Origin of the sequence: Kineococcus aurantiacus (assembly GCF_013409345.1) — a bacterium.
Classification (GTDB): Bacteria; Actinomycetota; Actinomycetes; order Actinomycetales; family Kineococcaceae; genus Kineococcus; species Kineococcus aurantiacus.
The window spans coordinates 1977613-2000501 of the sequence record NZ_JACCBB010000001.1 but is presented as its reverse complement, the minus strand read 5'-3'; the positions used below and the strand labels follow the sequence as shown (position 1 = coordinate 2000501).

Genomic DNA, 22889 nt, shown 5'->3' with positions numbered 1-22889 from the left:
CGGTGACAGCACCTGGTAGTGCGGACCTCTGGTCCGACGACGACGAGGGCACCGAGGAGTTCACCGTCCGCCCGTACACCGTGACCGGTGGACGGACCCGCCCCGCCAACGCCGACCTGCCCGTCGAGGCGCTGGTGGAGGCCACGGCCGACCCCGAGGTCGGGATGACGCCGGAACGGCGCAGGATCCTCGAGCTCACCAGGAAGTCCTACCTGTCGATCGCCGAACTGTCCGCCCACGTCCACCTGCCGGTCGGCGTCGTGCGCGTCGTGGTGAGCGACCTGTCCCAGTCGGGCAAGGTCCGCGTCCACGGGCTCACGATGACCTCCGCCCCCCAACCCGCGACCACCATCAGCGTCCTGGAGAGTGTTCTCAATGGCATTTCCTCGCTCTGACGTGAGCCCCGCCGGAGCCGGAACGCCCGCGGGAACCGACACTCAGGCACCGCCCACCGTCGTCAAGATCGTCGTCGCCGGCGGGTTCGCCGTCGGCAAGACGACCTTCATCGGCTCGATCTCCGACATCGAGCCGCTGCGCACCGAGGCCGCCATGACCGAGCACTCGGTCGGCGTCGACGACGCGGGCCTGAACTCGGCGCGCAAGACCTCCACGACGGTCGCCATGGACTTCGGCCGCATCGCGCTGCCGGGGAACCTGTGGCTGTACCTGTTCGGCACCCCCGGCCAGGACCGCTTCCTGTTCATGTGGGACGACCTGGTCAAGGGCGCCATCGGCGCCGTCGTCCTGGTCGACACCGACCGCCTCGACCAGTGCTTCCCCGCCGTGGACTACTTCGAGTCCCGCGGCATCCCGTTCGTCGTGGCCGTCAACTGCTTCGACGGCGTGGCCCAGCACGAGCTGGACTCGGTCCGCGAGGCGCTCGCGGTCCCCGACCACGTCCCGCTGGTCTACACCGACGCGCGCTCCAAGGCCGCGACGAAGCACAGTCTCATCACGCTGGTCCAGACCGCCCTCGCGCGGCTCAACGCGGGCGCCTGAGCCCCGCACCGCACCCCACGGGAGGCCGGTCCCCGACGTCGAGCGTCGGGGGCCGGCCTCCCGCGCGTTTCAGCTTCGGGACGCGGCTGCCGATGAGCAACGAGAGCAAGAGACCAAGCGGCCCCGGTCGGGGCCGGACCGTCGCGAGAAGTGGGAGCGCCACGTGGACGACATGGACGAGATCGTCCAAGAGTTCCTCGTCGAGAGCTACGAGAACCTGGACCAGCTGGACTCCGACCTCGTCGCGCTGGAGCAGCAGCCCGGCTCGCGCGAGCTGCTCGCGAGCGTCTTCCGCACCATCCACACCATCAAGGGCACCTCCGGGTTCCTGGCCTTCTCCAAGCTGGAGTCCGTCGCCCACGTCGGTGAGAACCTGCTGGCCCGCCTGCGCGACGGTCAGCTCGTCATGACGCCCACGACGACCGACGTCCTGCTGCGCATGGTCGACACGATCCGAGCGCTGCTGGCCGCGATCGAGGAGACGCACCAGGAGAACGGCGTCGAGGTCGCGCAGGTCGTGGCCGCGATCCGCGCCGTGCTCGACGGCGAGACCCCCGACCTGCCGCCGGCCGACGGTGCCGGTGTCGAGGTGGCCGCCCCCGCCGCGGCCGAGCCCGAGCCGGCCCCCGCGCCGGTCGCCGAGCCCGAGCCGGTCGTCGAGGCCGCGCCCGAGCCCGAGCCGGTCGTCGAGCCCGAGCCCGCCCCCGTCGCCGAGGTCCCGGCTCCCGCTCCCGCTCCGGCCCCCGCGCCCGCTGCTGCTCCGGCCCCCGCGCCCGCTGCTGCTCCGGCCCCTGCTCCCGCTGCTGCTCCCGCCCCGGCTGCTGCGCCCGCCCCGGCCCCCGCGGCTCCCGCGGCTCCCGCCGCCGGTGGGGAGAAGGCCTCCGCCGCCGACGCCACCATCCGCGTCGACGTCGAGCTCCTGGAGTCCCTGGTCCGCCAGGCCGGTGAGCTGGTCCTGGCCCGCAACCAGATCCTCCAGCGCGCCGGTGCCCTGCGCGACGAGGACCTGACCCGCGCCTGCCACCGCCTGAACCTCGTCGCCAGCGAGATGCAGGAGACGGTCATGCGCACCCGCATGCAGGCCATCGACCACCTGTGGTCGAAGCTGCCCCGCGTCGTCCGCGACCTCGGGAACATGCTGGGCCGCAAGATCAAGCTCGAGATGGAGGGCGGCGAGACCGAGCTCGACCGCACCCTGCTCGAGGCCGTCAAGGACCCGCTGACCCACATCGTCCGCAACGCCGTCGACCACGGGATCGAGTCCCCCGAGGTCCGCCGCGCGGCCGGCAAGAACGAGGTCGGCACCCTGAAGCTGCGCGCCGCGCACGAGGGCGGCCAGGTCGTCGTCGAGATCAAGGACGACGGCAAGGGCATCGACCCGGCCGTCATCGGGGCCAAGGCCGTCGAGAAGGGCTTGGTCTCCGAGGCCAAGCTGGACTCCCTGACCCCCAACGACATCCTGCAGTTCCTCTTCCTGCCCGGCTTCTCCACCGCCGCGAAGGTCACCAACGTCTCCGGCCGCGGCGTCGGCATGGACGTCGTGAAGACGAACATCGAGCGCATCGGCGGCTCCGTCGACGTCGAGTCCGTCACGGGCCAGGGCACCGTGTGGCGCCTGCGGATCCCGCTGACGCTGGCGATCGTCCCGGCCCTGACGGTCGAGTGCGCCGGCCAGCGGTACGCCATGCCGCAGGTCAACCTGCTGGAGCTGGTCAGCCTCGACACCGAGCGCATGAGCAAGGCCATCGAGGACGTCGGCGGCGCCAAGGTCTACCGCCTGCGCGGGGCCCTGCTGCCGCTGATCCGCCTGGAGGAGGCGCTGGAGCTCAAGCGCCCGGCCGGCACGGAGATGCCCTCCAGCCGCGTCATCGCCGTCCTGGAGTGCGACGGGCGACGGTTCGGCCTGCTGGTCGACCGCGTCCTGGACACCGAGGAGATCGTGGTCAAGCCCCTCTCGGGCGCCCTGAAGGCCATCGGCGCCTACGCCGGGGCCACCATCCTCGGCGACGGGCGGGTCTCCCTCATCCTCGACGTGCAGTCGCTGGCCCGCCGCACCATGCGCTCGGACGGCATCGAGCACGTCAACGACCAGGCCGCCACGCAGCAGGCCGCGACGGGCGACGGGCAGCGCCTGCTGGTCGTCGGCCTCGGCGACAACCGCCGGGTCGCGATCCCGCTGGACGTCGTCACGCGCCTGGAGGAGTTCCGCACGGACTCCATCGAGCGCGTCGGGCGCCGCGAGGTCGTCCGCTACCGCGGCGAGATCCTGCCGCTGGTCCGCCTCTCGCACCACCTCGGCGGCGGCTCGCGGTCGGGCTACGGCGGCCAGGAGGTCGAGTCCCTGCCGGGCGTCGTGTACTCCGCGCGCGGCCGGTCGGTCGCGATCGTCGTCGACGAGATCGTCGACATCGTCGCCGGGCAGGACGCCCACAGCGACATCGACGACGCCGGCCTGGTCGGTTCGGCGGTCATCCGCGACCGCGTGACCGAGCTGCTCGACGTCCGGTCCGCCATCCTGGCGGCCGACCCGCACTTCTTCACCGAGCAGGCTCAGAACGAGCTCGCCGAAGCTTCCAAGCGACTGGGGGTCTGACGTGTCCACGCAGTACGCCACGTTCCACCTCGCCGGGCACCTGTTCGGTGTCGAGGTGCGGCGCGTGCAGGAGGTGCTCACCGAGCAGCCCCGCACGCCCGCGCCGCTGGCCCCGCGCGCCGTCGCCGGCCTGATCAACCTGCGCGGTCAGGTCGTCACGGCCCTGGACCTGCGCCGCCGGCTGAACATGCCCGACCGCGAGGAGGGCAAGGTCGCGATGAACGTCGTCGTCCGCGCCGCCGAGGAGGTCTGGAGCCTGCTCGTCGACTCCATCGGGGGCGTCATCGAGGTCACCGACGCGACCTTCGAGCCGCCGCCGGACACGCTGTCGGGGCCGATCCGCGAGCTCATCCGCGGCGCCTACAAGCTCGACGACGCGCTGCTGCTCGTCCTCGACGTCGACAAGGCGCTCGAGATCGAGGGTGTGGAGCACGCGGCCTGACACGGGCGGCGGCGAACAGGGGCGGGACCTCCGGGTCCCGCCCCTGCTCGCGTCCAGGTCCCTGCATTCGCCACCGTGATCAAGCACTTCTGTCCCTCCGGCGCTGGGCGCCGGCTCCAGTGCTCGATCACCGGAGTGCTTGATCACCGGAGTGCTTGATCACCGGGGGGTGGGGGAGGGGGGCGTCGCCCGGCGTCACCCGGACGGCCCAGCGCCGTGGCGCCGGGTGCGCCGCACGGGCGTGCCGCGGGCTCGCGGTGCGCCCGGACGGTGGACGTCTGGTGGTCCTGGGAGTCACGCAGTGTCAGGGTGGGTCCACTCCGCTCGACCGGGCGGGGCGGACCCGGCCTGGAGGCGGCACCGTGCACTACTCCCTCGTGAGCTCCCCCGTCCTGGGGTTCGACCTGGTCCGCCTGCCGCACGGCGACTCCACGGCCGAGGTGCTGCTGCGCGCGCTGGCCTGCGGCCCGCGCGAGATCGACGTCCTGGCCGCCCGGTACGACCCCGAGGGGCGCGCCGGGGCGTGGGAGACGGTCCGGCGCGCCGCCGGGAACCTCCCGCAGATCGGCGACGTGCTGCACCAGGTCGCCAACGGCCTGGCCCACGGCGACTTCACCGACGAGGTCGCGGGCGCGCGCGTGGAGGACGGGGTGGTGCGCGTTCTGCAGACCAGCACCATCGCCGACGCCGACGCGCTGGTGCGGCTGGTCCACCACGACGTCTTCGACTGGACCTGGTCGGCCCCGCTGGCCGGTGGCCCCCGGCTGCGCACCGAGGACTCCGGCCGGGCCGCCGACGTGCTGGCCGACGCGGCCGTCTCGGCCTACCTGGGGAACCGGCTGCCCGACCACGTCCGCCGGGTGCTGGCCCACCCCTACCTGCAGGCGGCCCGGGACCTGGCGCCGCTGCCGGAGCACCCCGAGGGCCTGGGCCCGGAGCAGGCCGGCGTCGGCCGCGTCCTGGACCGGCTGCGCCGCCTCGACGGCACCGACCGGGCGTGCCTGCGGACCGTCGCCGAGACGGGCCGGCCGTCGGCGGGGGAGTGGGCCGGCGCCGTCCACGACGCCTCCTGGGCCGTGCACCTGTCCGACCGGGTCCGCACCGCGGCCGTCGCGCAGCTGCTGGCCGTGCGGGCCTTCCGCGCGGGCGGCCTGGACGCGGCCGACGGCGCGGCGGGCCTGTGGAACGTCGTGAGCGGTGTCGTGCACGCCGAGGTCGTGGCCGACCTGCTCAGCTCCGACGCCCGCGCCGTCCTGCTGCGGCCGTGGGAGGCCGCCTTCGGCGCGGCCTGAGCCGCCCTGACCCGCCCCTGAGCCGCCCCCGGGCCGTCCGGCCCGGCCGGTACGGTGGGCCGGTGCTCAGCCCGTCCCCCACGACCGGTGCCGCCGGCCCGTCGGCCGGGGCGCTGCGCCGGTGGCGCGCCGGTGCGGTGGCGGTGACGGTGCTCGGCCTCGCGGCCGGGGCGCACGTCGCGGCCGGGGGCCGGTTGCCGGGCCCGTTCCTGCTCGGGGCCGTCGCGGTCGTGCTGGTGGCGGTGTGCCTGCTGCTGGCCGGCCGCCGCTTCGGGCTGCCGGTGCTGTCGGCGCTCCTGGGCGGCGGGCAGGTCGCGCTGCACGCGGTCTTCGACGCGTGCTCGGGGCCGGTGCCGACGCTCGTCGGCGCCGGGCACCACGGCGCGCTGGTCCTGGGTGGGCCCGTCGCGGCCGGGGGCACCTCCGCCCCACCCGCGATGACGTGCGCGCACGTCGCGGCGACGGTGCTGGCCGTCCTCGCCCTGCGCCACGGCGAGGACCTGCTGTGGTCGACGTGGGCGTGGTTGCGCCCCGTCGTGCGGGTGCTGCTGGCGCTCGTGCGCTTCGTGGCCGCGCGCGTGGCCCCGGTGCCGGTGCTGCGCTCCTCGCGGCCCCGGTCGGTCGTGGCGCGCCGGGTGCGCCGACGTGGTCCGCCGGGGGTTCCCGCCCTCGCCACCACGTTCTGACACCACCCGGAGGACCCACCGTGAAGCACCCCACCCTGCCCTCGCGCGCCCTCGTCGTCGGCGCGACCGGCGCCGCCGCCGCCGTCGCCGTCGTCGTGGCGGCCGCCGCCCCGGCGTCCGCGCACGTCCACGCCGTCCCGGACACCACGGCCGCCGACGGCTACAGCGTCGTGACGTTCCGCGTGCCCAACGAGTCCGACACGGCCGCGACGACGTCGGTCGTCGTGCAGCTGCCGACCGACCACCCGCTGACGTACGTCGCGACCGAGCCCGTCGCGGGCTGGACGGCGACGGTCGCCCGCGGGGCCCTGCCCGCGCCCGTGGACGTCGACGGCGTGACCGTCACGAAGGCGCCGCTGACGATCACCTGGACCGCGGACCCGGGGACCCCCGGCCTCGGCGTCGGGCAGTTCGCCGAGTTCGCGGCGCAGGTCGGCCCGCTGCCGGAGGCGGGGACCCGCGTCGTGCTGCCGACGGTCCAGACCTACGCCGACGGCGAGGTCTCGGACTGGGCCGACGTCGCGGCCCCCGGCGCCGAGGAGCCCGAGCACCCGGCGCCGGAGTTCACCACGACGGCGCGGGCCGGTGACGACGAGCACGCCGCGACGGTCGCGTCCGCACCGGTCGCCGCACAGAGCGCCGCGGGCCCCGGGCAGGCCGCGGACCCGCTGGCCCGCGGCCTCGCCGGGGGCGGGCTCGCCCTGGGCCTGGCCGCCCTCGTGGTCGTCCTGCTGCGCCGCCGGCGGTCCTGACGACCGGCCCGGGCCCCCGCCGCGCGGGGGTCCGGGCCCTCAGGGGCGCTCGCCGAACCCCTCGACCGCCCGCACGACCGCCTCGTGGACGGCGGGGTCGCCCAGCAGGCGGAAGTGCCCCTCGAGGTCGAGCTCGACCTCGACGGCCCCGGCGAGCGGTCCCGTCGGGGGGACGTGCGGGTCGACGCGGGGCCGGAGGGCGACGATGCGCCCGTGCTGGCCGGCGTCGGCGGCCAGGGCGCGGATCTGCGGGTCGCGCGGGGACAGGCGCCGGACGGACCGGGCGGGGAACCACGTCGCGTACCGGGACCCGGCGAAGGGCGTCGCGAGCGCGACGACGCCGTCGATGCGGTCGGCGACCGCGGGCAGGGCGAGCTTGGCGACGAGCCCGCCCCGGGAGTGGGCCACGACGACCACGTGGTGCAGGTCGAGCTCGACGAGGCGGTCGCGCAGCAGCGCCGCGGACGTCCGCAGGTCCCCCGAGCCCGTCCCCAGCCCCGGCAGCACGTGGACGGGGTGCCCGGCGCGGTGCAGCGCGTCCCCGAGGTCGCGCAGGACGTGCCAGGTCTCCCAGATGCCCGGCACCAGCAGCACGGGGCAGCCCGGGCCGCCGGACCAGTCGACCCGTCCGGGGCGCAGCTGGGCGCGCACGACCCAGGCGTAGTCGGCCAGGCGCGCGCGCAGGTCCACCGCCCCAGCCGACCACCGTCCGCCCCGCTCCGCGCGGCCGGGTGCAGCGCCGACGCGGCCCCGCTCGACGTGTGACCGGTCGACGACGCAGAGTAGCTACGTAGGCACACTCACGACGTCGAGCGCCGCCGTTCAAGGTTGCGGTCACGCCGCCGATGGATAGGGAGCCGCCCGCACGGGGCGGTGTTCCACGGCGCCGGACCGCGCGCCGGCGGCAGGAAGGGCGGTGCGGCGTGGGCGAGCGCATCAAGGTGCTCACCGTGGACGACTCCGTGGTCGTCCGGCGTCTGGTGACCGACGTCCTGGCGTCCGACCCGGCCATCGAGGTGGTCGGGACGGCCCCCAACGGCAAGGTGGCGCTGGAGAAGATCGCCCAGCTCGCCCCCGACGCGGTGACGCTGGACATCGAGATGCCCGTCATGGACGGCCTCGAGACCATCAAGGAGATCCGCAAGATCGACCGGAAGCTGCCGGTCATCATGTTCTCCACCCTCACCGAGCGCGGCGCGACCGCCACGCTGGAGGCCCTGTCCTCCGGCGCCTCCGACTACGTGACCAAACCGGCCAACGTCGGCAGCGTCAGCGAGTCGATGGAGTCGGTCCGCCAGCAGCTCATCCCCAAGATCAAGGCGCTGGTGCCCGGGCACGCGGCGCTCGCCGCCCCCGTGCGGCCGGCCTTCGCCCCCGGACCCGCCGCACCCGCCGCCGGGTCCCTCGCCGGGTCCTTCGCCGGGTCCTCCGCCGGGCGCCCGCGCAGCGGTGCCCTCAAGGCGCCGCGCGCCCTCGTCGTGGGCTCCTCCACGGGCGGGCCCGAAGCGCTGTCGGCGGTCCTGGCCAAGCTGCCCGCCTCCCTCGGGGTGCCGGTCCTGGTCACCCAGCACATGCCGCCCGTCTTCACCCGGCTGTACGCCCAGCGCCTGGACAAGTCCAGCGCCCTGCGCGTCGTCGAGGCCGCCGACGGCGACGCCGTCGTGCCCGGCACCGTCTACGTCGCCCCCGGCGACTTCCACATGGAGGTCGTCCGGCGCGGGCCGCAGATGGCGATCAAGTTGAACCAGGGACCTGCCGAGAACTTCTGCAGACCCGCCGTGGACGTCATGCTCCGCTCGGCCGTCGCGGCGTACGGCGGCGAACTGCTCGCCGTGATCCTCACCGGCATGGGGTCGGACGGGAAGCTCGGCTGCAAGGCCGTCGCGGCCGCCGGCGGCCAGGTCCTGGCGCAGGACGAGGCCACCTCGGTGGTCTGGGGGATGCCCGGGGCCGTCACCCGCGAAGGCATCGCCGACGAGGTCCTGCCCCTGGGCTCCATCGCCGACGCCATCCAGCGCCGGCTGGGCCCCGCGGGCCGCGCGCCGCTGCCCCCCAGCGCCGCGCCCCGCAGCCCGGCCCTCGGCACCACCCGCCCCACCGCACCCACCAGTTCCACGCCGGCCCGTCCGCCGGCGTTCCGTCCGGCCGCACCCGCGGCCCGTCCCCCCCAAGGCAGGTGGTGACATGGCACTCACACCCACGGCCTTCGACTGGGTCTGCACCCTCGTGCGCAAGGAGAGTGCGATCGTCCTGGAGAAGGGCAAGGAGTACCTCGTCGAGTCGCGGCTCGTGCCGCTGGCCCGCGCCGCCGGTGCCAGCGACGTCTCCGCCTACGTCGACGGGATCCGGCTGCGCCCGGACCGGCGCGCGCAGACCGCCATCGTCGAGGCCCTGACGACGAACGAGACGTCGTGGTTCCGCGACGGGGCGCCGTTCCAGGCGTTCTCGACCTCGGTGCTGCCCGCCCTCAAGCAGGCGCGCGCCGCCACCCGTTCGCTGCGCATCTGGTCGGCGGCCTCGTCCACCGGCCAGGAGGCCTACAGCCTGGCCATCAGCCTGCAGGACAGCCTCGTCGCCGAGGGGTGGCGTGCCGAGATCATCGGGACCGACCTGTCGAACGAGGTCCTGGAGAAGGCCAAGGCGGGTCGCTACTCGCAGCTGGAGATGAACCGCGGCCTGCCGGCGCCCCTGCTGGTCCGGCACTTCACGCGGGTCGGGACCCAGTGGCAGGTGAACGACAACCTCAAGAAGATGGTGCGCTTCCAGCAGCTGAACCTCACCAGTTCGTACGCCGCCCTCGGGCAGTTCGACGTGGTGTTCCTGCGGAACGTGCTGATCTACTTCGACCTCGAGACCAAGCGGGACATCCTGTCCCGGGTCAGGAAGGTCCTCCGCCCCGGTGGATACATGTTCCTCGGGGGTGCAGAAACGACGCTGGGCGTCGATGAGAACTGGGACCGCGAACTCATCGGAAGGGTTTCGGTCCACCGTCCCAAGAACGGAGGTCAGGCATGAGGGCTCTTGTTGTCGACGACTCCCGCGCCATGCGGAAGATCATCGCCGGTGCACTGCGGAAGCTCGGGTACGAGACGGTCGAGGCGGCCGACGGCGCCGAGGCGCTGAAGGTCCTCGAGGCGGGCCCGCTGCCCGACCTCGCGACGGTCGACTGGAACATGCCCGTGATGGACGGGCTGACGTTCGTCACCCAGGTCCGGGCGAACCGCGAGTACCGCGCCCTGACGCTGATGATGGTCACCACCGAGGCCGAGCACGGGCAGATCGTCCGCGCGCTGGCCGCCGGTGCGCACGAGTACCTGATCAAGCCCTTCACGGTCGAGTCCCTGGAGGAGAAGCTCTCCCTGCTCGGCCTGCTGCCGGAAGGAGCCCAGGCATGACCGAACTGGTCGAGGAGTTCTACGACGAACCCACCGACTACGTCGAGGACGAGGCCCTGGGCCAGATCGTCGAGGCGATGTGGGCGTCGTACTTCGCGCACACCGAGTTCCTGCTGCCCTCCTACGAGCAGCACGACATCGAGGGCGACATCCTCGCCGCCTCGGTGACGATCTCCGGCGCCAAGCCGGGCATCGTCACCGTCAGCGTCGAGCGTCCCCTCGCCGTGCCGCTGGCCGCCGCCCTCCTGCAGGAGGACGGCGAGCTGGAGGACGAGGACGTCTACGACTCCCTCGGTGAGGTCGCCAACATCGTCGGTGGCAACATCAAGGCCCTCGTCCCCGACGCCGGTTCCCTCGGGCTGCCCGTCGTGTCGACCGCCAAGCCGCTGCACGGCGCCTCCGACCGCCTCGCGGCGCGTCTGGACGCCAACTGGCAGGGCCAGTGGCTGACGTTCGAGGTGTGGCTGGCCGGCGGCTCCGAGAACGGGCAGGGGTGACGTCGTGAAGGCCCTCGTGGTCGACGACAGCCGCGTCATGCGGCAGATCGTCATCCGCACCCTGCGCCAGGCCGGGTACGACTGGGTCGACGTCGTCCAGGCCGAGAACGGCAAGGAGGGGTTCGACGCGGTCCGCAAGGAGAACCCCGACATCGTCCTGTCCGACTGGAACATGCCCGAGGCCACCGGCTACGAGATGCTCCAGAACCTGCGCGGTTCGGGCATCGACGTGCCGTTCGGGTTCGTCACCTCCGAGGGCTCGGAGGAGATGCGGGAGAAGGCGGCGGCCGCCGGCGCCCTCTTCCTCATCGCCAAGCCCTTCACCCCCGAGGCGTTCGCGGCCGCCCTGGCCCCCGTCCTCGGCGGGGACGGCGGCAGCGGCGCGACCGAGACGTCCGTCGCGCAGGGCGAGGTGAAGTTCGAGGTCAACCCGCTGCCGTCGAACCTCGCGATCCGCAACCTGCTCTCGGACCTGCTGAACCGCGACGTCGAGCTCAGGGACGGGAAGGCCGTCCCCGTGGGCGGCGCCCCCGGTTCGCTCGTCGGGCTCTACGTGGACGACCACCTGAAGTCCAAGGCCGTCGTGGTCTTCGACTTCGCGCTGGCCGCCCACGCCGGTGCCGCGATCGGCCTGCTGCCCCCCGGGGCCAGCGAGGCCGCCATCGAGGACCGCGACCTGCCCGAGAACCTCGCCGTCAACGCGCGCGAGGTGCTGAACATCATGGCGTCGCTGTTCAACGTCGAGGGTGCCGCGCACCTGAAGCTCTACGCGTCGTACGTGCCGGGGGAGACCCTGCGCCCGGACGTCGTCGACTGGGCGACCCGCACGGGCAGCCGCCTCGACCTCGCGGTCGAGGTGACCCGCTACGGCAAGGGCTCGCTGAGCATCGTCACGTTCTGACGGCCCGTCCCCGAGGCCCCCGTCCACCCGGACGGGGGCCTCGTCGCGTCCACGGGGCAGGTTCAGGGGCGGGTTTCAGGGCAGGACGATCGCGGTCGTGTCGTCCGGCCCGGCGCCCCAGGGCGGGGTGGCCGTGGGCCGGCCCAGCAGGTACCCCTGGCCGCAGTCCACCCCCAGCTCGGTGAGCACCGTCAGCTCCCCCTCGCGCTCGACCCCCTCGGCGACCACCGTCGACCCCAGCTCGGAGGCGAACCCCACCAGGGCGCGCGCCACGGCCCGGCGGGCGGGGTCGGTGTCGATGCCGTGGACGAACGCGATGTCCAGCTTCACGATGTCCGGCGTCAGCTGCAGGACGTGCTGGAGGCTGGCGAAACCGGCCCCCGCGTCGTCGACCGCGATCCGCGCGCCGTGCCGGCGCAGGTGCGCCGTCGCCTCCCTCAGGGCGCCGTAGTCGGCGACGGGGGCGTGCTCGGTGACCTCCACCACGAGGCGGTCCGGACGGCCCGACAGGAGCAGGTCCAGGCTGCGGGGGTCCGCGAGCGCCTCCGGGGAGGCGTTGACGCTCAGGTACGCCCCCGGCGGCAGCCGCCCCAGCAGGGGCAGGGCCGAGGCGATCGCCGCCTGCTCCAGCTCGACGCCGACCCCCGCCGAGCGGGCGTCGGAGAACACCTGCTCGGGACGGCGGGCCAGGCCCGCGGGGCTGGTGAAGCGGCTCAGCGCCTCCGCGCCCACGACGCGCCCTGTGCGCAGGTCCACGACGGGCTGCACGACCGTCGTGCGGCCCGACCCGGCGACCAGCGCGTCCAGGGAGGCCAGCCGGTCGTCGCGGTCGGCGCGGCGGCGGTCCCGGTGGTGCAGGACCCCGGCGATGAGGGCGGCCACCACGTGCAGGGCCTCGAACTGGCGCGAGCCGAGCCGCTCGGGCGCCTCCCCGACCCCCACGAGCCGCCCGTCGGTCTCCCCCTCGGGGCGCGGGACGTCGACCGCCGGGGCGGTGGCGAAGTCGGTCGCCTCCAGCAGCCGGACCGTCGCGCGCGGGTCCAGGGCGCTGCTGGTCAGCTCCACGTGGTGGTCGGTGGTGTCCGTGGGGCGGGTCAGCGCGACCACGGGCGTCCCGAAGACGTCCCGGGCCAGGTCCAGGAGCTGGCCCACGGCGGCAGCGTCGGCCTCGTCGTCCGGACCCTGCGCGCGCCCACGCTCCTGCACCGGCCGACCTCCCCCGCGGACACCGCGTCGCTCGCCCTGCCCGCCGCGCACCGCCCCCGGGCTGCGCTCGGGCGACCTTCCCAGAACCCCGGGGGTCACACAACCACGAGGAGGTCACGGCGACCACCGGTGATCAGCGGGGGCGGGGGGTCGGATCGTTGTGACAGCGCTCGCGGTGACCGCGAGCGTTGTCACAACGATCCACCCCGCTGCGGCCCCGGGAGGGGTCAGCGGCGGCCGGCGGGCCCGTGCAGGCGCATCCGCACGACCGCGAGCATCGCCTCGCGGATGATCGCCCCGCTCATCTTCGACGTCCCGTGCGTCCGCTCGGTGAACAGGATCGGCACCTCGCGCACCGTCGCGCCCCGCTGCAGCGCCGCCAGCGTCGTCTGGATCTGGAACGCGTACCCGGCCGCCGTCAGCTGCGACAGGTCCAGTGACCGCAGCAGGTCCGCCCGCCACGCCTTGTAGCCGCCCGTGAGGTCGGCCACGGGAGCGCCCAGCAGCACCCGCGCGTACGCGTTCGCCCCCCGCGAGAGGGCCTTGCGGTACCAGGGCCAGGCGTCGTCCAGGGCCCCGCCGGGCACGTACCGGGCCCCCAGGACCAGGTCGGCGCCGCCGGCGACCTCGGCGAGCATCCGGGGCAGCGCCTCCACCGGGTGGGACCCGTCGGCGTCCATCTGCACGACCACGTCGTGGTCCCCGGTGGCCAGGACGTGCGCGAACCCGGCGCGGTACGCCGCGCCCAGGCCGTCCTTGGCGGTGCGCGTCAGCAGCCGCACCCGCCCCGCGGGGTGGCGCGCGGCGACCTCCTCGACGAGGGCGCCCGTCCCGTCGGGGGAGGAGTCGTCCACGACGAGGACGTCGGGGGCCGCGGGGGAGGCGAGGACCCGGTCCAGCATCCCGGCGATGTTCTCGGCCTCGTCGTACGTGGGCAGGACGACGACGCAGCGGAGGGCTTCGGGCAACGGAACTCGCTCGGGTGGTGTCTGGGGCGGACGGGTCGCCCGACGCTACACCGGCGCCCGCCGCGCCCGGGCCCGCCCCGCGGGTCCGTAGACTGGCCGGGCTTGGAGGGCTGGCCGAGTGGTTGAAGGCGGCGGTCTTGAAAACCGCTAGGGAGGTACCCACTCCTTCCTCATGGGTTCGAATCCCATGCCCTCCGCCGGTCACCGACGAGCAGGAGGCAGGACGATGGGTGCGGTCGTGGGACCGGAACTGACCCCCGAGCGGCGCGCGACGGCGCTGCGGGCGTTCCACACCCTCCCCAAGGAGGACCGCGAGGACGCCGTCGCGCTGGCCCGGCAGGGCCGCCGCCACCCCGACGAGCGGGTCGCGGCCGTCGCCTGGTGGTACGCCGCGGCCGTCCTGCAGCCGCGCTGGTACAACCGGCTGCCCGTCGCGGTCCCCGCCGTCCTCGTGCTGGTGCTGCTGGCCGCCGCGTTCCTGTTCGACAACGCCGGCTTCGCCCTGGCCGGCCTCGTGGTGCTCCTGGGCGCGGCCGCGCTGGTCCGGCAGCGGATCCTCACGGCGCCGCTGCTGCGGCTCATGCGGCCCCCCGCCGCGGGCGACATGCCGGACTGAGACGGGGCTGCGGCCGGACGGGTGACGTGGCGGGGCCGACGGGTGACACCTCGTCCAGCGCGCCCGGCCGTGTGACGATCAGCAGGACGTGGATCGCTGGAAACGCTGGCGGGACGCGCTGAGGGCCCCGGGCCGCCTCGGCGCGCACCTCGGCGTGCTCGCGGCCGCCGTGCTCGTGATCGGCCTGGTCCAGCTCCTCGTCGGCCGCGGCAGCGCGCCGGCGCTGCTGCTGTTCGGGGCCTCCGAGGCCGTCACCGCCCTGATCGCCGCGGCCAGCCTCGCCTGGACGGCCCGCACCCAGCGCGGCTGGTCGCGCAGCAGCCGGTTGCTGCTGGCCGCCGCGTGCGGGTCCTGGGGCGCGGGGCAGGTCGTCTTCGCCGTGCAGGACGTCCTGGACGTCATCGACGCCGCCACCACCTGGGCCGACGTCCCCTTCGTCGGGTTCTCCCTGCTGTCCGTCAGCGCGGTCCTGCTGCACCTGTGGGGACGCGGCCGCTCCCACCTGGGCGTCGGCGCGGTCCTCGACGGCCTGCTGCTGGGCACCGCGCTGCTGACGGCGGTGTGGGTCCTCTGGCTCTCCGGGGCCGTCGCCGCCGCGCCGTACTCCTCCGGCGACCTGGCGGTGCCCCTGCTCTACCCCGTGGTCGACGTCGTGTTCCTCACCGTCACCCTCGTCCAGCTCGTGCGGCTGGGCACGAGCCGGGTCGGGCTGCTGTGCCTGGCCGCGGCCACCGCGATGGCCGTCGCCGACGCCGTGTACGTCTTCGACGTGCTCGGCCCCGACGGTTTCCGGACCGGCGGCCTGGCCGACTTCGGCTGGCTCCTCGCGTTCGGCCTCTTCGCGGTGGGCGCCCACGAGGCGCCGAACGGCTCCACGCCCCCGCGGGCGCCGTCGCCGGGGTCGTGGGGCTGGGTCGTGCCCTGCGCGGTGATGACGCCCGCCACGGCGCTGGCCGCCGTGCGGTTGTGGGAGCGCACCGACCGCTTCGTGCTGATCACCCTGCTCGCGATGGTGCTGCTCGTCGTGCTGCGGCAGGTCATCGCCCTCGACGACCACCGCCGGCTGCTGGCCGTCGCCGAGCAGCAGCGCGGTCAGCTCGACGTCCTGGCCCACGTCGACCCCCTCACCGGCCTGGAGAACCGCCGCCGCTTCCTGGAGCGCACCGGTGAGGCCGTCCGCCGGTCGCTGGGCACGGGGGTCCCCGTCGTCGTCGCCTTCGTCGACCTCGACCGGTTCAAGGCCGTCAACGACACCCTCGGCCACGCCGCGGGCGACGAGCTGCTGCGCGAGGTCGCCGCCCGGCTGCTGGGCTGCGTCCGCGAGGCCGACTGCGCCGCCCGCTGGGGCGGCGACGAGTTCGCGGTCCTGGTCACCGACCCCGGCGCGGACGCCGGCGCGGTCACCGACCGGCTGCGCGCCGCGCTCGTCGCTCCGGTCCGGCTGGGCGGGGACCTCGTGCGGGCCACGGCCAGCATCGGCGCCGTCCGCGAGGACCCCCGGCAGCTGCTGGCGGACCTGCCCGGCGCCCCGGTGGACCCGGTGCCCGCGATCGTCGAGGCGCTGCTGGCGGCGGCCGACGCCCGGATGTACGTCGTCAAGCACTCCCGCCGCGACCCCGTGGCCGCCGACCGCTGACCCGCCCCACCCCGCCCCAGCCTCCCGTGATCAAGCACTTGTGGACAGGAGTGCTTGATCACCGAAGTGCTTGATCACGGGGGTCGGGAAAGGGGTGGACGGGGCGGCGGGGAACCGGGGCAGGATCGGGGGGTGGACCCGCGCAGCGTCGCCGCCCGGCTCGTCGAGGTCCCCGGCGTCGTCGGCGTCACCCTCGGCGGCAGCCGGGCCCGCGGCGAGCACACCCCCGACTCCGACACCGACCTCGGCGTCCACTACCGCCCGCCGCTGGACGTCGCCGCGCTGCAGGCGCTCGCCGACGAGCTGTCCGACGTCCCGGTCGTCGTGACCGGCCCGGGCGGCTGGGGGCCGTGGGTCGACGGCGGCGGCTGGCTGCGCCTGGACGGGCACGCCGTCGACTGGATCCTGCGGGACGTCGACCGCGTCCGGCGCAGCGGCCAGGACGCGCTCGCGGGCCGCTTCGACTGGCACTTCCAGGTCGGGCACCCGCTGGGGTTCCCGGGGACCACCTACGCCGGGGAGCTGTTCCACGGGGTGCTGCTCGCCGACCCGGCGGGTGAGCTGGCCGCGGCGCGGCTGACGGGGTTCCCGCCGGCGCTGCGGACCGCGGTCGTGGGGCGGCTCGACGAGGCGCGGTTCCTGCTCGGGGGCGCCGCCAAGGCCGTCCCCCGCGGCGACCGCGCGTACGTCGCGGCGTGCGTGTTCCGCGTCGTGCTGCTGTGCGTGCACGCCCTGCACGCCGACGCGGGCCGGTTCGTCCTCAACGAGAAGGGGGCGGTCGCCGCCACGGCCCGGCTGCCCCGCGCCCCGCGGGGGTTCGCCGAGCGCGCCCAGGCGCTGTTCGCCGCCGCGCCCGGGGCGGCCCTGGACGGGGCCGCGGAGCTGCTCGACGAGACGTGCTCGGTCACCGGGGCGCCCGGTCACCCGAGTGCTTGATCACCCGAGTGCTGGTCACCGGGGAGGGGTCACAGGACGGTGCGCAGGGCCCGGGGCAGGCAGCGGACGGTGACCGTCGACCCCGCCTCGACGTGGAACACCTCGCCGTCGAGCTGCAGCGGCATGGGGGTGTGGGTGCGGAACTCGTACGGCTCCGAGCGCGACCGCACCGGGTGCGCCCCGCGCAGGACGCGCGCGAACTCGGCCAGCAGCCGCAGCTTGCCGCGGTGCGGGATGAGCAGCGTCTCGTACCGGCCGTCGTCGGGGGCGGAGTCGTCGGCCAGCTGCGCGTACTTCGCCATCCGGTCGATGTTGGCGAACACGAGGCTGTCGAGCTGGATGTCGTCGCCGTCGTGGGTGATCGTCAGCGGCCGGTACTTCCAGAACGCGTGGACGACCAGGAAGGACTCCTTCACGGCGTCCAGGTCGTGCTCGTTGAGCGCCGCGGCCGCGACGGGGGAGATCCCGACACCGACGTAGGAGTGGGCGACCCGGCGCCGCCCGGCGCCGCTGACCTCCAGCAGGTCGATGCGCGTCACGGGCTCGCCGCCCACGACCGCCCGGATCGCCTCGACCAGCGGGCGGTCCTGGATGGCGGTCGCGTGGTCGTTGGCGTTGCCCGAGGGCAGGACGGCCGCCAGGCCCTGCCCGGCGTCGACGACCCCGTTGACCACCTCGTGGTAGCCGCCGTCGCCGCTGGCCGAGACGACGAGGGTCCCCGCATCGGCCCGCACCGCGTCGCGGGCCAGCTCCTCGGCGTGCCCGGCGTGCTGGGTCTCGACGAGCTCCACGGGCACCACGCCGTCCAGCTCGTCCCGCAGGGCGCGGGCGTTCGACGGCCCGTCACCGGTGCTGTTGGGGTTCAGGACGACCACGACGCGGCTGAGCTCACTCACGCGCCCACCGTAGGGGGCACCACCGGGCCCCCACACCCGGAAGCGGCCCACCGCGGTCCGCAGGCCCCTCTCGTGACCGCCGCGACGTCCCCGGCCGGTGCGGACCCGGTCTCAGCCGCGGAACGCGGCGGGCCGCTCGGGGGCGGCGGCGGCGAGGGCGGCGGTGATGCCTTCCACCCCGGCCTCCGCGCCGTACACGGGCGTGCCCGGCTGCTGCCGCCACGACTCCGCGAGGGTCCCGGCGTCGACGGCGTCGAAGCCGAGCTGGTCCACGAGTCCGCCCACGACCTGCTTGGCCTGCGCGGAGTCCCCGGCGAGCGGCAGCGCCCGGCGCCCGGGGTCGCCGGCGGGACGGCCGGCGCTGAGCAGGTGCTCGGCCTGGATGCCGTTGAAGGCCTTGACCCAGTGCAGCCGCCCGCGCGGGTCGAGGTGCCGGGCCGTCCACACCGTCTCGGGGGTCCCGTCCTCGACGTCGTCGAGGCGGCCGTCGCGCTGGGGGTAGTAGTTGCCGGTGTCCACGACGACGGAGCCGTCGGGCAGGGGGTCCAGCAGGTCCGGCGCCAGGTCCGGGACCCGGCCCTGGGGGATCGTCACGACGACGAGCTCGGCGCCCCGGGCGGCGTCGGCGGCGTGGACGGCGGTGGCGCCGGTCTCCTCGGCGAGGTCGGCGAGCGTCCCGGGGTCGCGGGAGTTGGCCACCCGGACGGTGTGGCCGAGCCGGGTGAACGCGCGCGTGAGGTTGCCGCCGATGTGGCCGGCGCCGACGATGCCGATGTCCATGCCGGTGACGGTACGGCCGGGCGGGCGGTGGCGCCCGCCCGGCCGCACCGGGCGTCGGAGGACCTCAGGAGGACCTCAGCAGGACCTCAGAGGGTCGAGGTGTCGATGACGAACCGGTACCGCACGTCGGAGGCCAGGACGCGCTCGTACGCCTCGTTGACCTGCTCCGCCGGGATGACCTCGACCTCGGAGCCGATGCCGTGCTCGGCGCAGAAGTCCAGCATCTCCTGGGTCTCGCGGATGCCGCCGATGTTGGAGCCGGCGAAGCTGCGGTTGCCCATGACGACGGAGAACATGCGCAGCGAGACCGGGTCCTCGGGCAGGCCGACGTTGACGAACGCGCCGTTGACGTCGAGCAGCGACAGGTAGGCGTCGAAGTCGAGCTGGGCGCTGACCGTGTTGATGATCAGGTCGAACGAGCCCTTGAGCTGCTCGAAGGTGTCCGGGTCGGAGGTCGCGTAGTAGTGCGAGGCGCCCAGGCGCAGCCCGTCCTCCTGCTTCTTCAGCGACTGCGACAGGACGGTCACCTCGGCGCCCATGGCGGCGGCGATCTTGACGGCCATGTGGCCCAGGCCGCCCATGCCGACGACGGCGACGTTCTTGCCGGGGCCGGCGCCCCAGTGCCGCAGCGGGGAGTAGGTGGTGATCCCGGCGCACAGCAGCGGGGCGGCGACGTCGAGCGCGATGCCGTCGGGGATGCTGCAGACGAAGCCCTCGGTCACGACGATGGCCTGCGAGTAGCCGCCGTGGGTGGGCTGGCCGTCCTTGCCGACGCTGTTGTAGGTGCCGACGTTGCCCTCGAGGCAGAACTGCTCGTTCCCGGCGAGGCAGTTCTTGCAGTGGCCGCAGGAGTCGACCATGCAGCCGACGCCGACGCGGTCGCCGACCTTGAACTTGGTCACCTCGGCGCCGACCTCGGTGACGGTCCCGGCGATCTCGTGGCCGACGACGACGGGGTAGGTCGCCGGGCCCCACTCGGAGCGGGCGGTGTGGATGTCGGAGTGGCAGATGCCGGCGAACTCGATGGCGATCGCGACGTCCTTGGGCCCCACGTCGCGGCGCTCGACCTCGAAGGGGGTCAGCGGTTCGGTGGCGGACGTGGCGGCGTAAGCCTTCACGGTGGTGGGCACGACGTCTCCCGGGGGGTCGGTGGTTCAGGGGTGTGCGCGCCGTTGCGCCACCCCGACGCTACCCCGGCCCCGGCGGGACGGCGCGGGGTGGTTGCGGCTTCTACCAGAAGCGGCCCCGCCGTCCGGGGCCCACCATGGTCGACGTGTGCGAGGTGACGCCGACGGCCGACCTCGACCTGCCCGCGGACCTGACGGCCGCGCGCCGGGCGAGGGAGTTCGTGCGCGCCCGGTGGTGCCCGGACCACGGCGGGGAGGTGCTGGAGACGACGCTGCTGGTGGTCTCCGAGCTGGCCGTCAACGCCGTCGAGCACGGCGCGCCGCCCGTGCGGGCCAGCCTGGACTGCCGTGACGGCGTCGTGCACCTGGAGGTCAGCGACGGCAGCCCGCGGCAGCCGCGGCACCTGCAGCCGGGGCCGCGCGCGGAGTCCGGGCGCGGGGTGGGGCTGGTCGCCTCGGTGTGCTCGGCGTGGGGCGTGCGCGTCGAGGACCACGGCAAGACGGTGTGGTGCGACGTGCCCGCGCGCGTCCCGGCCTGAGCGCGCCCCCTTCACACCTCGCCGGCGAGGTCCTCGGGCAGGAGCGCGGGACCGGCCCCGGCCGGGCGGGTGACGCCCTGGGGGTGCAGGCGCAGGACGAGCAGCGCCACGTCGTCCTCGCGGCCGTCCGACAGCCGCTCCAGCAGCTCGTCACACAGCTCGTCGGGGTCCCGGCCGGCGAGGTCGGCCACGGTGCGGCGCAACCGTTCCAGCCCCTCGTCGAGGTCCTCGCCGCGGCGCTCGACGAGCCCGTCGGTGTAGAGGACGACGGTGTCGCCGTCGTGCAGGACCGCGCTGTGGTCGCTGCGCCCGGTCCCCGGCGCCAGGCCCAGCAGCAGGTCCGCGGGGCGGTCGAGCAGCTCGGCGGTCCCGTCGGCGCGCAGCAGCAGCGGGGGCAGGTGCCCGGCGTTGGACCAGCGCAGGACGCGCCGGCCGGCGGCGCGGTCGGCCGGGGTCTGCTCCAGCTGGGCGAGCACGGCGGTCCCCAGCGTGCCGACGGCCAGGTCGTGCACGGCCCGGTCGAGGGCTCGCAGGACCCGGGAGGGGGGACCGTCGAGGGCGTGCGCGATGCCGCGCAGCACGTTGCGCACCTGGGCCATCGCGGCGGCGGCGCCGCGGTCGTGACCGGTGACGTCGCCGATGACCAGGCAGGTGCGGCCGTCGCCGGTGAGGAACCCGTCGTACCAGTCGCCGCCGACCTGGGCGCCGTCGGCGGCCGCGACGTACCGGGTCACGAGGTGCAGGTGGTCGGGCTGGGGCAGCTCGGTCAGCAGGCTCAGCTGCAGCTCCTCGGCCAGGCCGCGCTGCTCGGCGTGCAGGCGGCCGTTGTCCAGGCCCAGGCCGATCTGCCGGGTCAGGTCCTCCAGCTCGGTGACCTCCTCGTCGCCGAACGGGGGCCGGCCGGCGCCGCGCACGAGGGTCAGCAGCCCGCGCGTGCGGCCGCGGCCGAGCAGCGGCAGCACGAGCGTCGAGTCCGGGGCCAGTTCCCGCAGGAGGTCGTGGGCCCGGCCGGTGAGGAGCTGGCGGCCGATCACCGACGGGTCGGAGTGCTGCAGCCGGGTGGGCCTGCCCTCCAGCAGGACGGCGCGCGCGGCGGAGGACGCCGACCAGGCCCCGGCGCGGGCGCGGCGGTACTCCTCCAGCAGCCCGGCGCGGGCGGGGTCCCGGTGGACGGCGCCGACGTCGCGCAGCCGGGTGCGCCAGTCGGCCGGGCCGTCGTCGAACACCGAAGCGACCACCCAGTCCGCGTACCGCGGCACGAGCGTGCGGGCGGCCTCGACGAGGGCGTCCTCGACGTCGGGGTTCTCGGTGAACGAGGACGCCACCCGCGCCAGGACCGTCGCGCGGTCCCGGTTCGCCTCCGCCGCGGCCTGCGCCGCACGGCGTTCGGTGATGTCCAGGAAGTAGATCCCGACGCCGTCGCGGGTGGGGACGGCGCGGACCTCGAACCAGGCGTCCAGGGGGGCGGGGTAGTGCGTGTCGAAGGACACCTCGCGGCCGGTCTCGGCGACGGAGCGGTACCGCTGCTCCAGCTCGGTGCCGACGGCCGCGGGGAACGCCTCCCAGAGGCTGCGTCCGAGGAGCCCGGCGCGGGTCGGGCCCAGGACCCGCTCGGCCTCGGTGTTGACGTAGGTGAAGCGCCAGTCGCGGTCGACGGCGACGTACCCGACGGCCATGGTCTCCAGGACCGCGCCGAGGCGTTCCTCGCCCTCGCGCACGGCGGTGACGTCGGTGACGGCGCCGACCATGCGCACGGTCCGCCCGGCGGCGTCGGTCAGGGGCCGGCCGCGGGCGACGACCCAGCGCGTGGACCCGTCGGGGCGCAGGATGCGGAACTCGGCCTCGTAGAGCGAGGCGTCGCGCACGGACGCGGCGACGACCTCGGCCAGGTGGTCGCGGTCGGCGGGGTGGACGGCGCCGAAGAACCAGTCGACGGTGCCGCCGAACGTCGCGGGGGTCAGGCCGAACAGGTCCAGCAGGACGTCGTCCCACACGAGGCCGCCGGTGGTGACGTCGTAGTCCCAGGTGCCGATGCCGGCGGCGTGCGCGGCGCCTTCCAGGGCGGCGGCGCGCTGGGTGTCGCGGTACTCCTCGGCGAGGGCGGCGACCTCGAGGTGGCCGGTGGCGATGGCGGCGAGCTCGCGCAGGGTCCGGGTGTCGTGCTCGCTCCAGCCGCGCGGTCCCTGCTGGTGCACGCACAGGGACCCGACGACGTGGCCGTCGTCGGCGACCATGGGGACGCCGAGGTAGGAGCCGAGCATCCCGGCGCGCACGGCCCCGAGGTCGCGCACGCGGTCGTCGCGGTGGGCGTCGGTGACGACGAGAGGTGCGCGCTGCCGGACGACGACGTCGCACAGGGCGTCCGCACGGGCCATCGTGGTGCCGCGGCGGGACGCGGCCTCGCCGACGGCGGTGACGGTGTGCCGGACGTCGGTGAGGAGGGCGACCTCGGCGGAGGTGGCGCCCAGGAGGCGGCCGGCGAGGTCGGCGACGACCTCCAGGGTCTCGCGGGGGGCGGCCCGCAGGAGGCGGCCGGTGGCGGCGGAGCGGGATGCCTCGTCGGCCTGGTCAGTCACCCTGGTACCTCCGCGTGGTCGGGCGCTGACGGTGTGTGCGCCCGACCATCAT

The 22889-nt window shown here is 75.0% G+C and carries 22 protein-coding genes, 1 tRNA gene and 1 pseudogene; 17 read left to right on the top strand and 7 right to left on the bottom strand.

All coding sequences use genetic code 11. The features are described from left to right. Nucleotides 1–2 precede the first annotated feature (2 nt). From BJ968_RS09620 to BJ968_RS09590, 7 genes are all read left to right on the top strand, one after another. Complete coding sequence (locus BJ968_RS09620) at nucleotides 3–395, top strand: DUF742 domain-containing protein (RefSeq protein WP_179751289.1); 393 nt, start codon at nucleotides 3–5, stop codon at nucleotides 393–395. Then, nucleotides 376–999 carry a GTP-binding protein gene (locus tag BJ968_RS09615; protein ID WP_179751287.1) on the top strand — a complete coding sequence of 208 codons (624 nt, stop codon included), beginning with the start codon at nucleotides 376–378 and terminating at the stop codon, nucleotides 997–999. The genes BJ968_RS09620 and BJ968_RS09615 overlap by 20 nt, the downstream gene beginning before the upstream one ends. A gap of 163 nt (nucleotides 1000–1162) precedes the next feature. Further along, nucleotides 1163–3592 carry a chemotaxis protein CheW gene (locus BJ968_RS09610; protein ID WP_179751285.1) on the top strand — a complete coding sequence of 810 codons (2430 nt, stop codon included), beginning with the start codon at nucleotides 1163–1165 and terminating at the stop codon, nucleotides 3590–3592. 1 nt (nucleotide 3593) lies between these two features. Then, the gene (locus BJ968_RS09605) at nucleotides 3594–4034 is read left to right on the top strand and encodes a chemotaxis protein CheW (protein ID WP_179751283.1); all 441 of its coding nucleotides are present in this window, start codon (nucleotides 3594–3596) and stop codon (nucleotides 4032–4034) included. Nucleotides 4035–4411: 377 nt separating this feature from the next. Continuing rightward, nucleotides 4412–5326, top strand: a complete 915-nt coding sequence (locus BJ968_RS09600) for a hypothetical protein (RefSeq protein ID WP_218884959.1) — start codon at nucleotides 4412–4414, stop codon at nucleotides 5324–5326. 62 nt (nucleotides 5327–5388) lie between these two features. Further along, a complete protein-coding gene (locus BJ968_RS09595) occupies nucleotides 5389–6012 on the top strand; it encodes a hypothetical protein (RefSeq protein WP_179751279.1) in 624 nt (207 codons plus the stop codon). Between the two features lie 20 nt (nucleotides 6013–6032). Further along, nucleotides 6033–6764, top strand: coding sequence for a DUF1775 domain-containing protein (locus BJ968_RS09590; RefSeq protein ID WP_218884958.1), 732 nt, complete (start codon nucleotides 6033–6035; stop codon nucleotides 6762–6764). A 39-nt stretch (nucleotides 6765–6803) separates the two neighbouring features. Here BJ968_RS09590 and BJ968_RS09585 read toward each other — a convergent pair whose 3' ends face one another. Further along, nucleotides 6804–7454 carry an alpha/beta hydrolase gene (locus BJ968_RS09585; protein WP_179751277.1) on the bottom strand — a complete coding sequence of 217 codons (651 nt, stop codon included), beginning with the start codon at nucleotides 7452–7454 and terminating at the stop codon, nucleotides 6804–6806. 233 nt (nucleotides 7455–7687) lie between these two features. On the opposite strand from BJ968_RS09585, the gene BJ968_RS09580 reads away from it, so the two are divergent. The 5 genes and pseudogenes from BJ968_RS09580 to BJ968_RS26515 form a co-directional block, all read left to right on the top strand. Beyond that, nucleotides 7688–8947 carry a protein-glutamate methylesterase/protein-glutamine glutaminase gene (locus BJ968_RS09580; RefSeq protein ID WP_343077925.1) on the top strand — a complete coding sequence of 420 codons (1260 nt, stop codon included), beginning with the start codon at nucleotides 7688–7690 and terminating at the stop codon, nucleotides 8945–8947. Between the two features lies 1 nt (nucleotide 8948). Continuing rightward, nucleotides 8949–9779 (top strand): CheR family methyltransferase, encoded by an 831-nt coding sequence (locus BJ968_RS09575; protein WP_179751273.1) that lies wholly within the window; start codon nucleotides 8949–8951, stop codon nucleotides 9777–9779. After that, complete coding sequence (locus tag BJ968_RS09570) at nucleotides 9776–10159, top strand: response regulator (RefSeq protein WP_179751271.1); 384 nt, start codon at nucleotides 9776–9778, stop codon at nucleotides 10157–10159. Before BJ968_RS09575 ends, BJ968_RS09570 begins: the two co-directional genes overlap by 4 nt. After that, nucleotides 10156–10656: a chemotaxis protein CheX gene (locus tag BJ968_RS09565; protein WP_179751269.1), complete on the top strand. Its 501-nt coding sequence runs from the start codon at nucleotides 10156–10158 to the stop codon at nucleotides 10654–10656. Before BJ968_RS09570 ends, BJ968_RS09565 begins: the two co-directional genes overlap by 4 nt. Before the next feature lie 4 nt (nucleotides 10657–10660). Next, nucleotides 10661–11017 (top strand): annotated as a pseudogene (locus BJ968_RS26515) (response regulator); the annotation flags it as partial. Nucleotides 11018–11632: 615 nt separating this feature from the next. On the opposite strand, the gene BJ968_RS24410 reads toward BJ968_RS26515, so the two are convergent. Together BJ968_RS24410 and BJ968_RS09550 are read right to left on the bottom strand one after the other, a co-directional pair. Next, nucleotides 11633–12709 (bottom strand): EAL domain-containing protein, encoded by a 1077-nt coding sequence (locus BJ968_RS24410; protein ID WP_179751268.1) that lies wholly within the window; start codon nucleotides 12707–12709, stop codon nucleotides 11633–11635. Between the two features lie 281 nt (nucleotides 12710–12990). Next, the gene (locus tag BJ968_RS09550; RefSeq protein WP_179751266.1) at nucleotides 12991–13731 is read right to left on the bottom strand and encodes a polyprenol monophosphomannose synthase; all 741 of its coding nucleotides are present in this window, start codon (nucleotides 13729–13731) and stop codon (nucleotides 12991–12993) included. Between the two features lie 104 nt (nucleotides 13732–13835). On the opposite strand from BJ968_RS09550, the gene BJ968_RS09545 reads away from it, so the two are divergent. The 4 genes from BJ968_RS09545 (at nucleotide 13836) to BJ968_RS09530 (ending at nucleotide 16919) form a co-directional block, all read left to right on the top strand. After that, nucleotides 13836–13928: transfer RNA gene (locus tag BJ968_RS09545), tRNA-Ser, on the top strand. A gap of 29 nt (nucleotides 13929–13957) precedes the next feature. Beyond that, a complete protein-coding gene (locus tag BJ968_RS09540) occupies nucleotides 13958–14347 on the top strand; it encodes a hypothetical protein (protein WP_179751264.1) in 390 nt (129 codons plus the stop codon). An 88-nt stretch (nucleotides 14348–14435) separates the two neighbouring features. Further along, entirely contained in the window at nucleotides 14436–15983 is a 1548-nt protein-coding gene (locus tag BJ968_RS26510) for a diguanylate cyclase domain-containing protein (RefSeq protein WP_179751260.1), read from the top strand. A gap of 132 nt (nucleotides 15984–16115) precedes the next feature. Then, a complete protein-coding gene (locus tag BJ968_RS09530) occupies nucleotides 16116–16919 on the top strand; it encodes a nucleotidyltransferase domain-containing protein (RefSeq protein ID WP_179751258.1) in 804 nt (267 codons plus the stop codon). A 29-nt stretch (nucleotides 16920–16948) separates the two neighbouring features. On the opposite strand, the gene BJ968_RS09525 is transcribed toward BJ968_RS09530, so the two are convergent. The 3 genes from BJ968_RS09525 to BJ968_RS09515 form a co-directional block, all read right to left on the bottom strand. Further along, nucleotides 16949–17815, bottom strand: coding sequence for a diacylglycerol kinase family protein (locus BJ968_RS09525; protein ID WP_179751256.1), 867 nt, complete (start codon nucleotides 17813–17815; stop codon nucleotides 16949–16951). Between the two features lie 111 nt (nucleotides 17816–17926). Beyond that, nucleotides 17927–18643 carry an NADPH-dependent F420 reductase gene (locus tag BJ968_RS09520; RefSeq protein WP_343077924.1) on the bottom strand — a complete coding sequence of 239 codons (717 nt, stop codon included), beginning with the start codon at nucleotides 18641–18643 and terminating at the stop codon, nucleotides 17927–17929. A 38-nt stretch (nucleotides 18644–18681) separates the two neighbouring features. After that, complete coding sequence (locus BJ968_RS09515; RefSeq protein WP_179751252.1) at nucleotides 18682–19725, bottom strand: alcohol dehydrogenase catalytic domain-containing protein; 1044 nt, start codon at nucleotides 19723–19725, stop codon at nucleotides 18682–18684. 143 nt (nucleotides 19726–19868) lie between these two features. Here BJ968_RS09515 and BJ968_RS09510 point away from each other — a divergent pair, with 143 nt between their 5' ends. Next, nucleotides 19869–20261, top strand: a complete 393-nt coding sequence (locus BJ968_RS09510) for an ATP-binding protein (protein ID WP_425491485.1) — start codon at nucleotides 19869–19871, stop codon at nucleotides 20259–20261. Nucleotides 20262–20272: 11 nt separating this feature from the next. Here the strand turns inward: BJ968_RS09510 and BJ968_RS09505 are convergent, their stop codons facing one another. Then, the gene (locus tag BJ968_RS09505; protein WP_179751248.1) at nucleotides 20273–22837 is read right to left on the bottom strand and encodes a SpoIIE family protein phosphatase; all 2565 of its coding nucleotides are present in this window, start codon (nucleotides 22835–22837) and stop codon (nucleotides 20273–20275) included. Between the last annotated feature and the right edge of the window lie 52 nt (nucleotides 22838–22889).

Coding starts and splice junctions, on each gene's coding strand:
- BJ968_RS09615 (WP_179751287.1), top strand. CDS start 376: ATGGCATTTCCTCGCTCTGACGTGAGCCCCGCCGGAGCCGGAACGCCC.
- BJ968_RS09540 (WP_179751264.1), top strand. CDS start 13,958: ATGGGTGCGGTCGTGGGACCGGAACTGACCCCCGAGCGGCGCGCGACG.
- BJ968_RS09565 (WP_179751269.1), top strand. CDS start 10,156: ATGACCGAACTGGTCGAGGAGTTCTACGACGAACCCACCGACTACGTC.
- BJ968_RS09575 (WP_179751273.1), top strand. CDS start 8,949: ATGGCACTCACACCCACGGCCTTCGACTGGGTCTGCACCCTCGTGCGC.
- BJ968_RS09570 (WP_179751271.1), top strand. CDS start 9,776: ATGAGGGCTCTTGTTGTCGACGACTCCCGCGCCATGCGGAAGATCATC.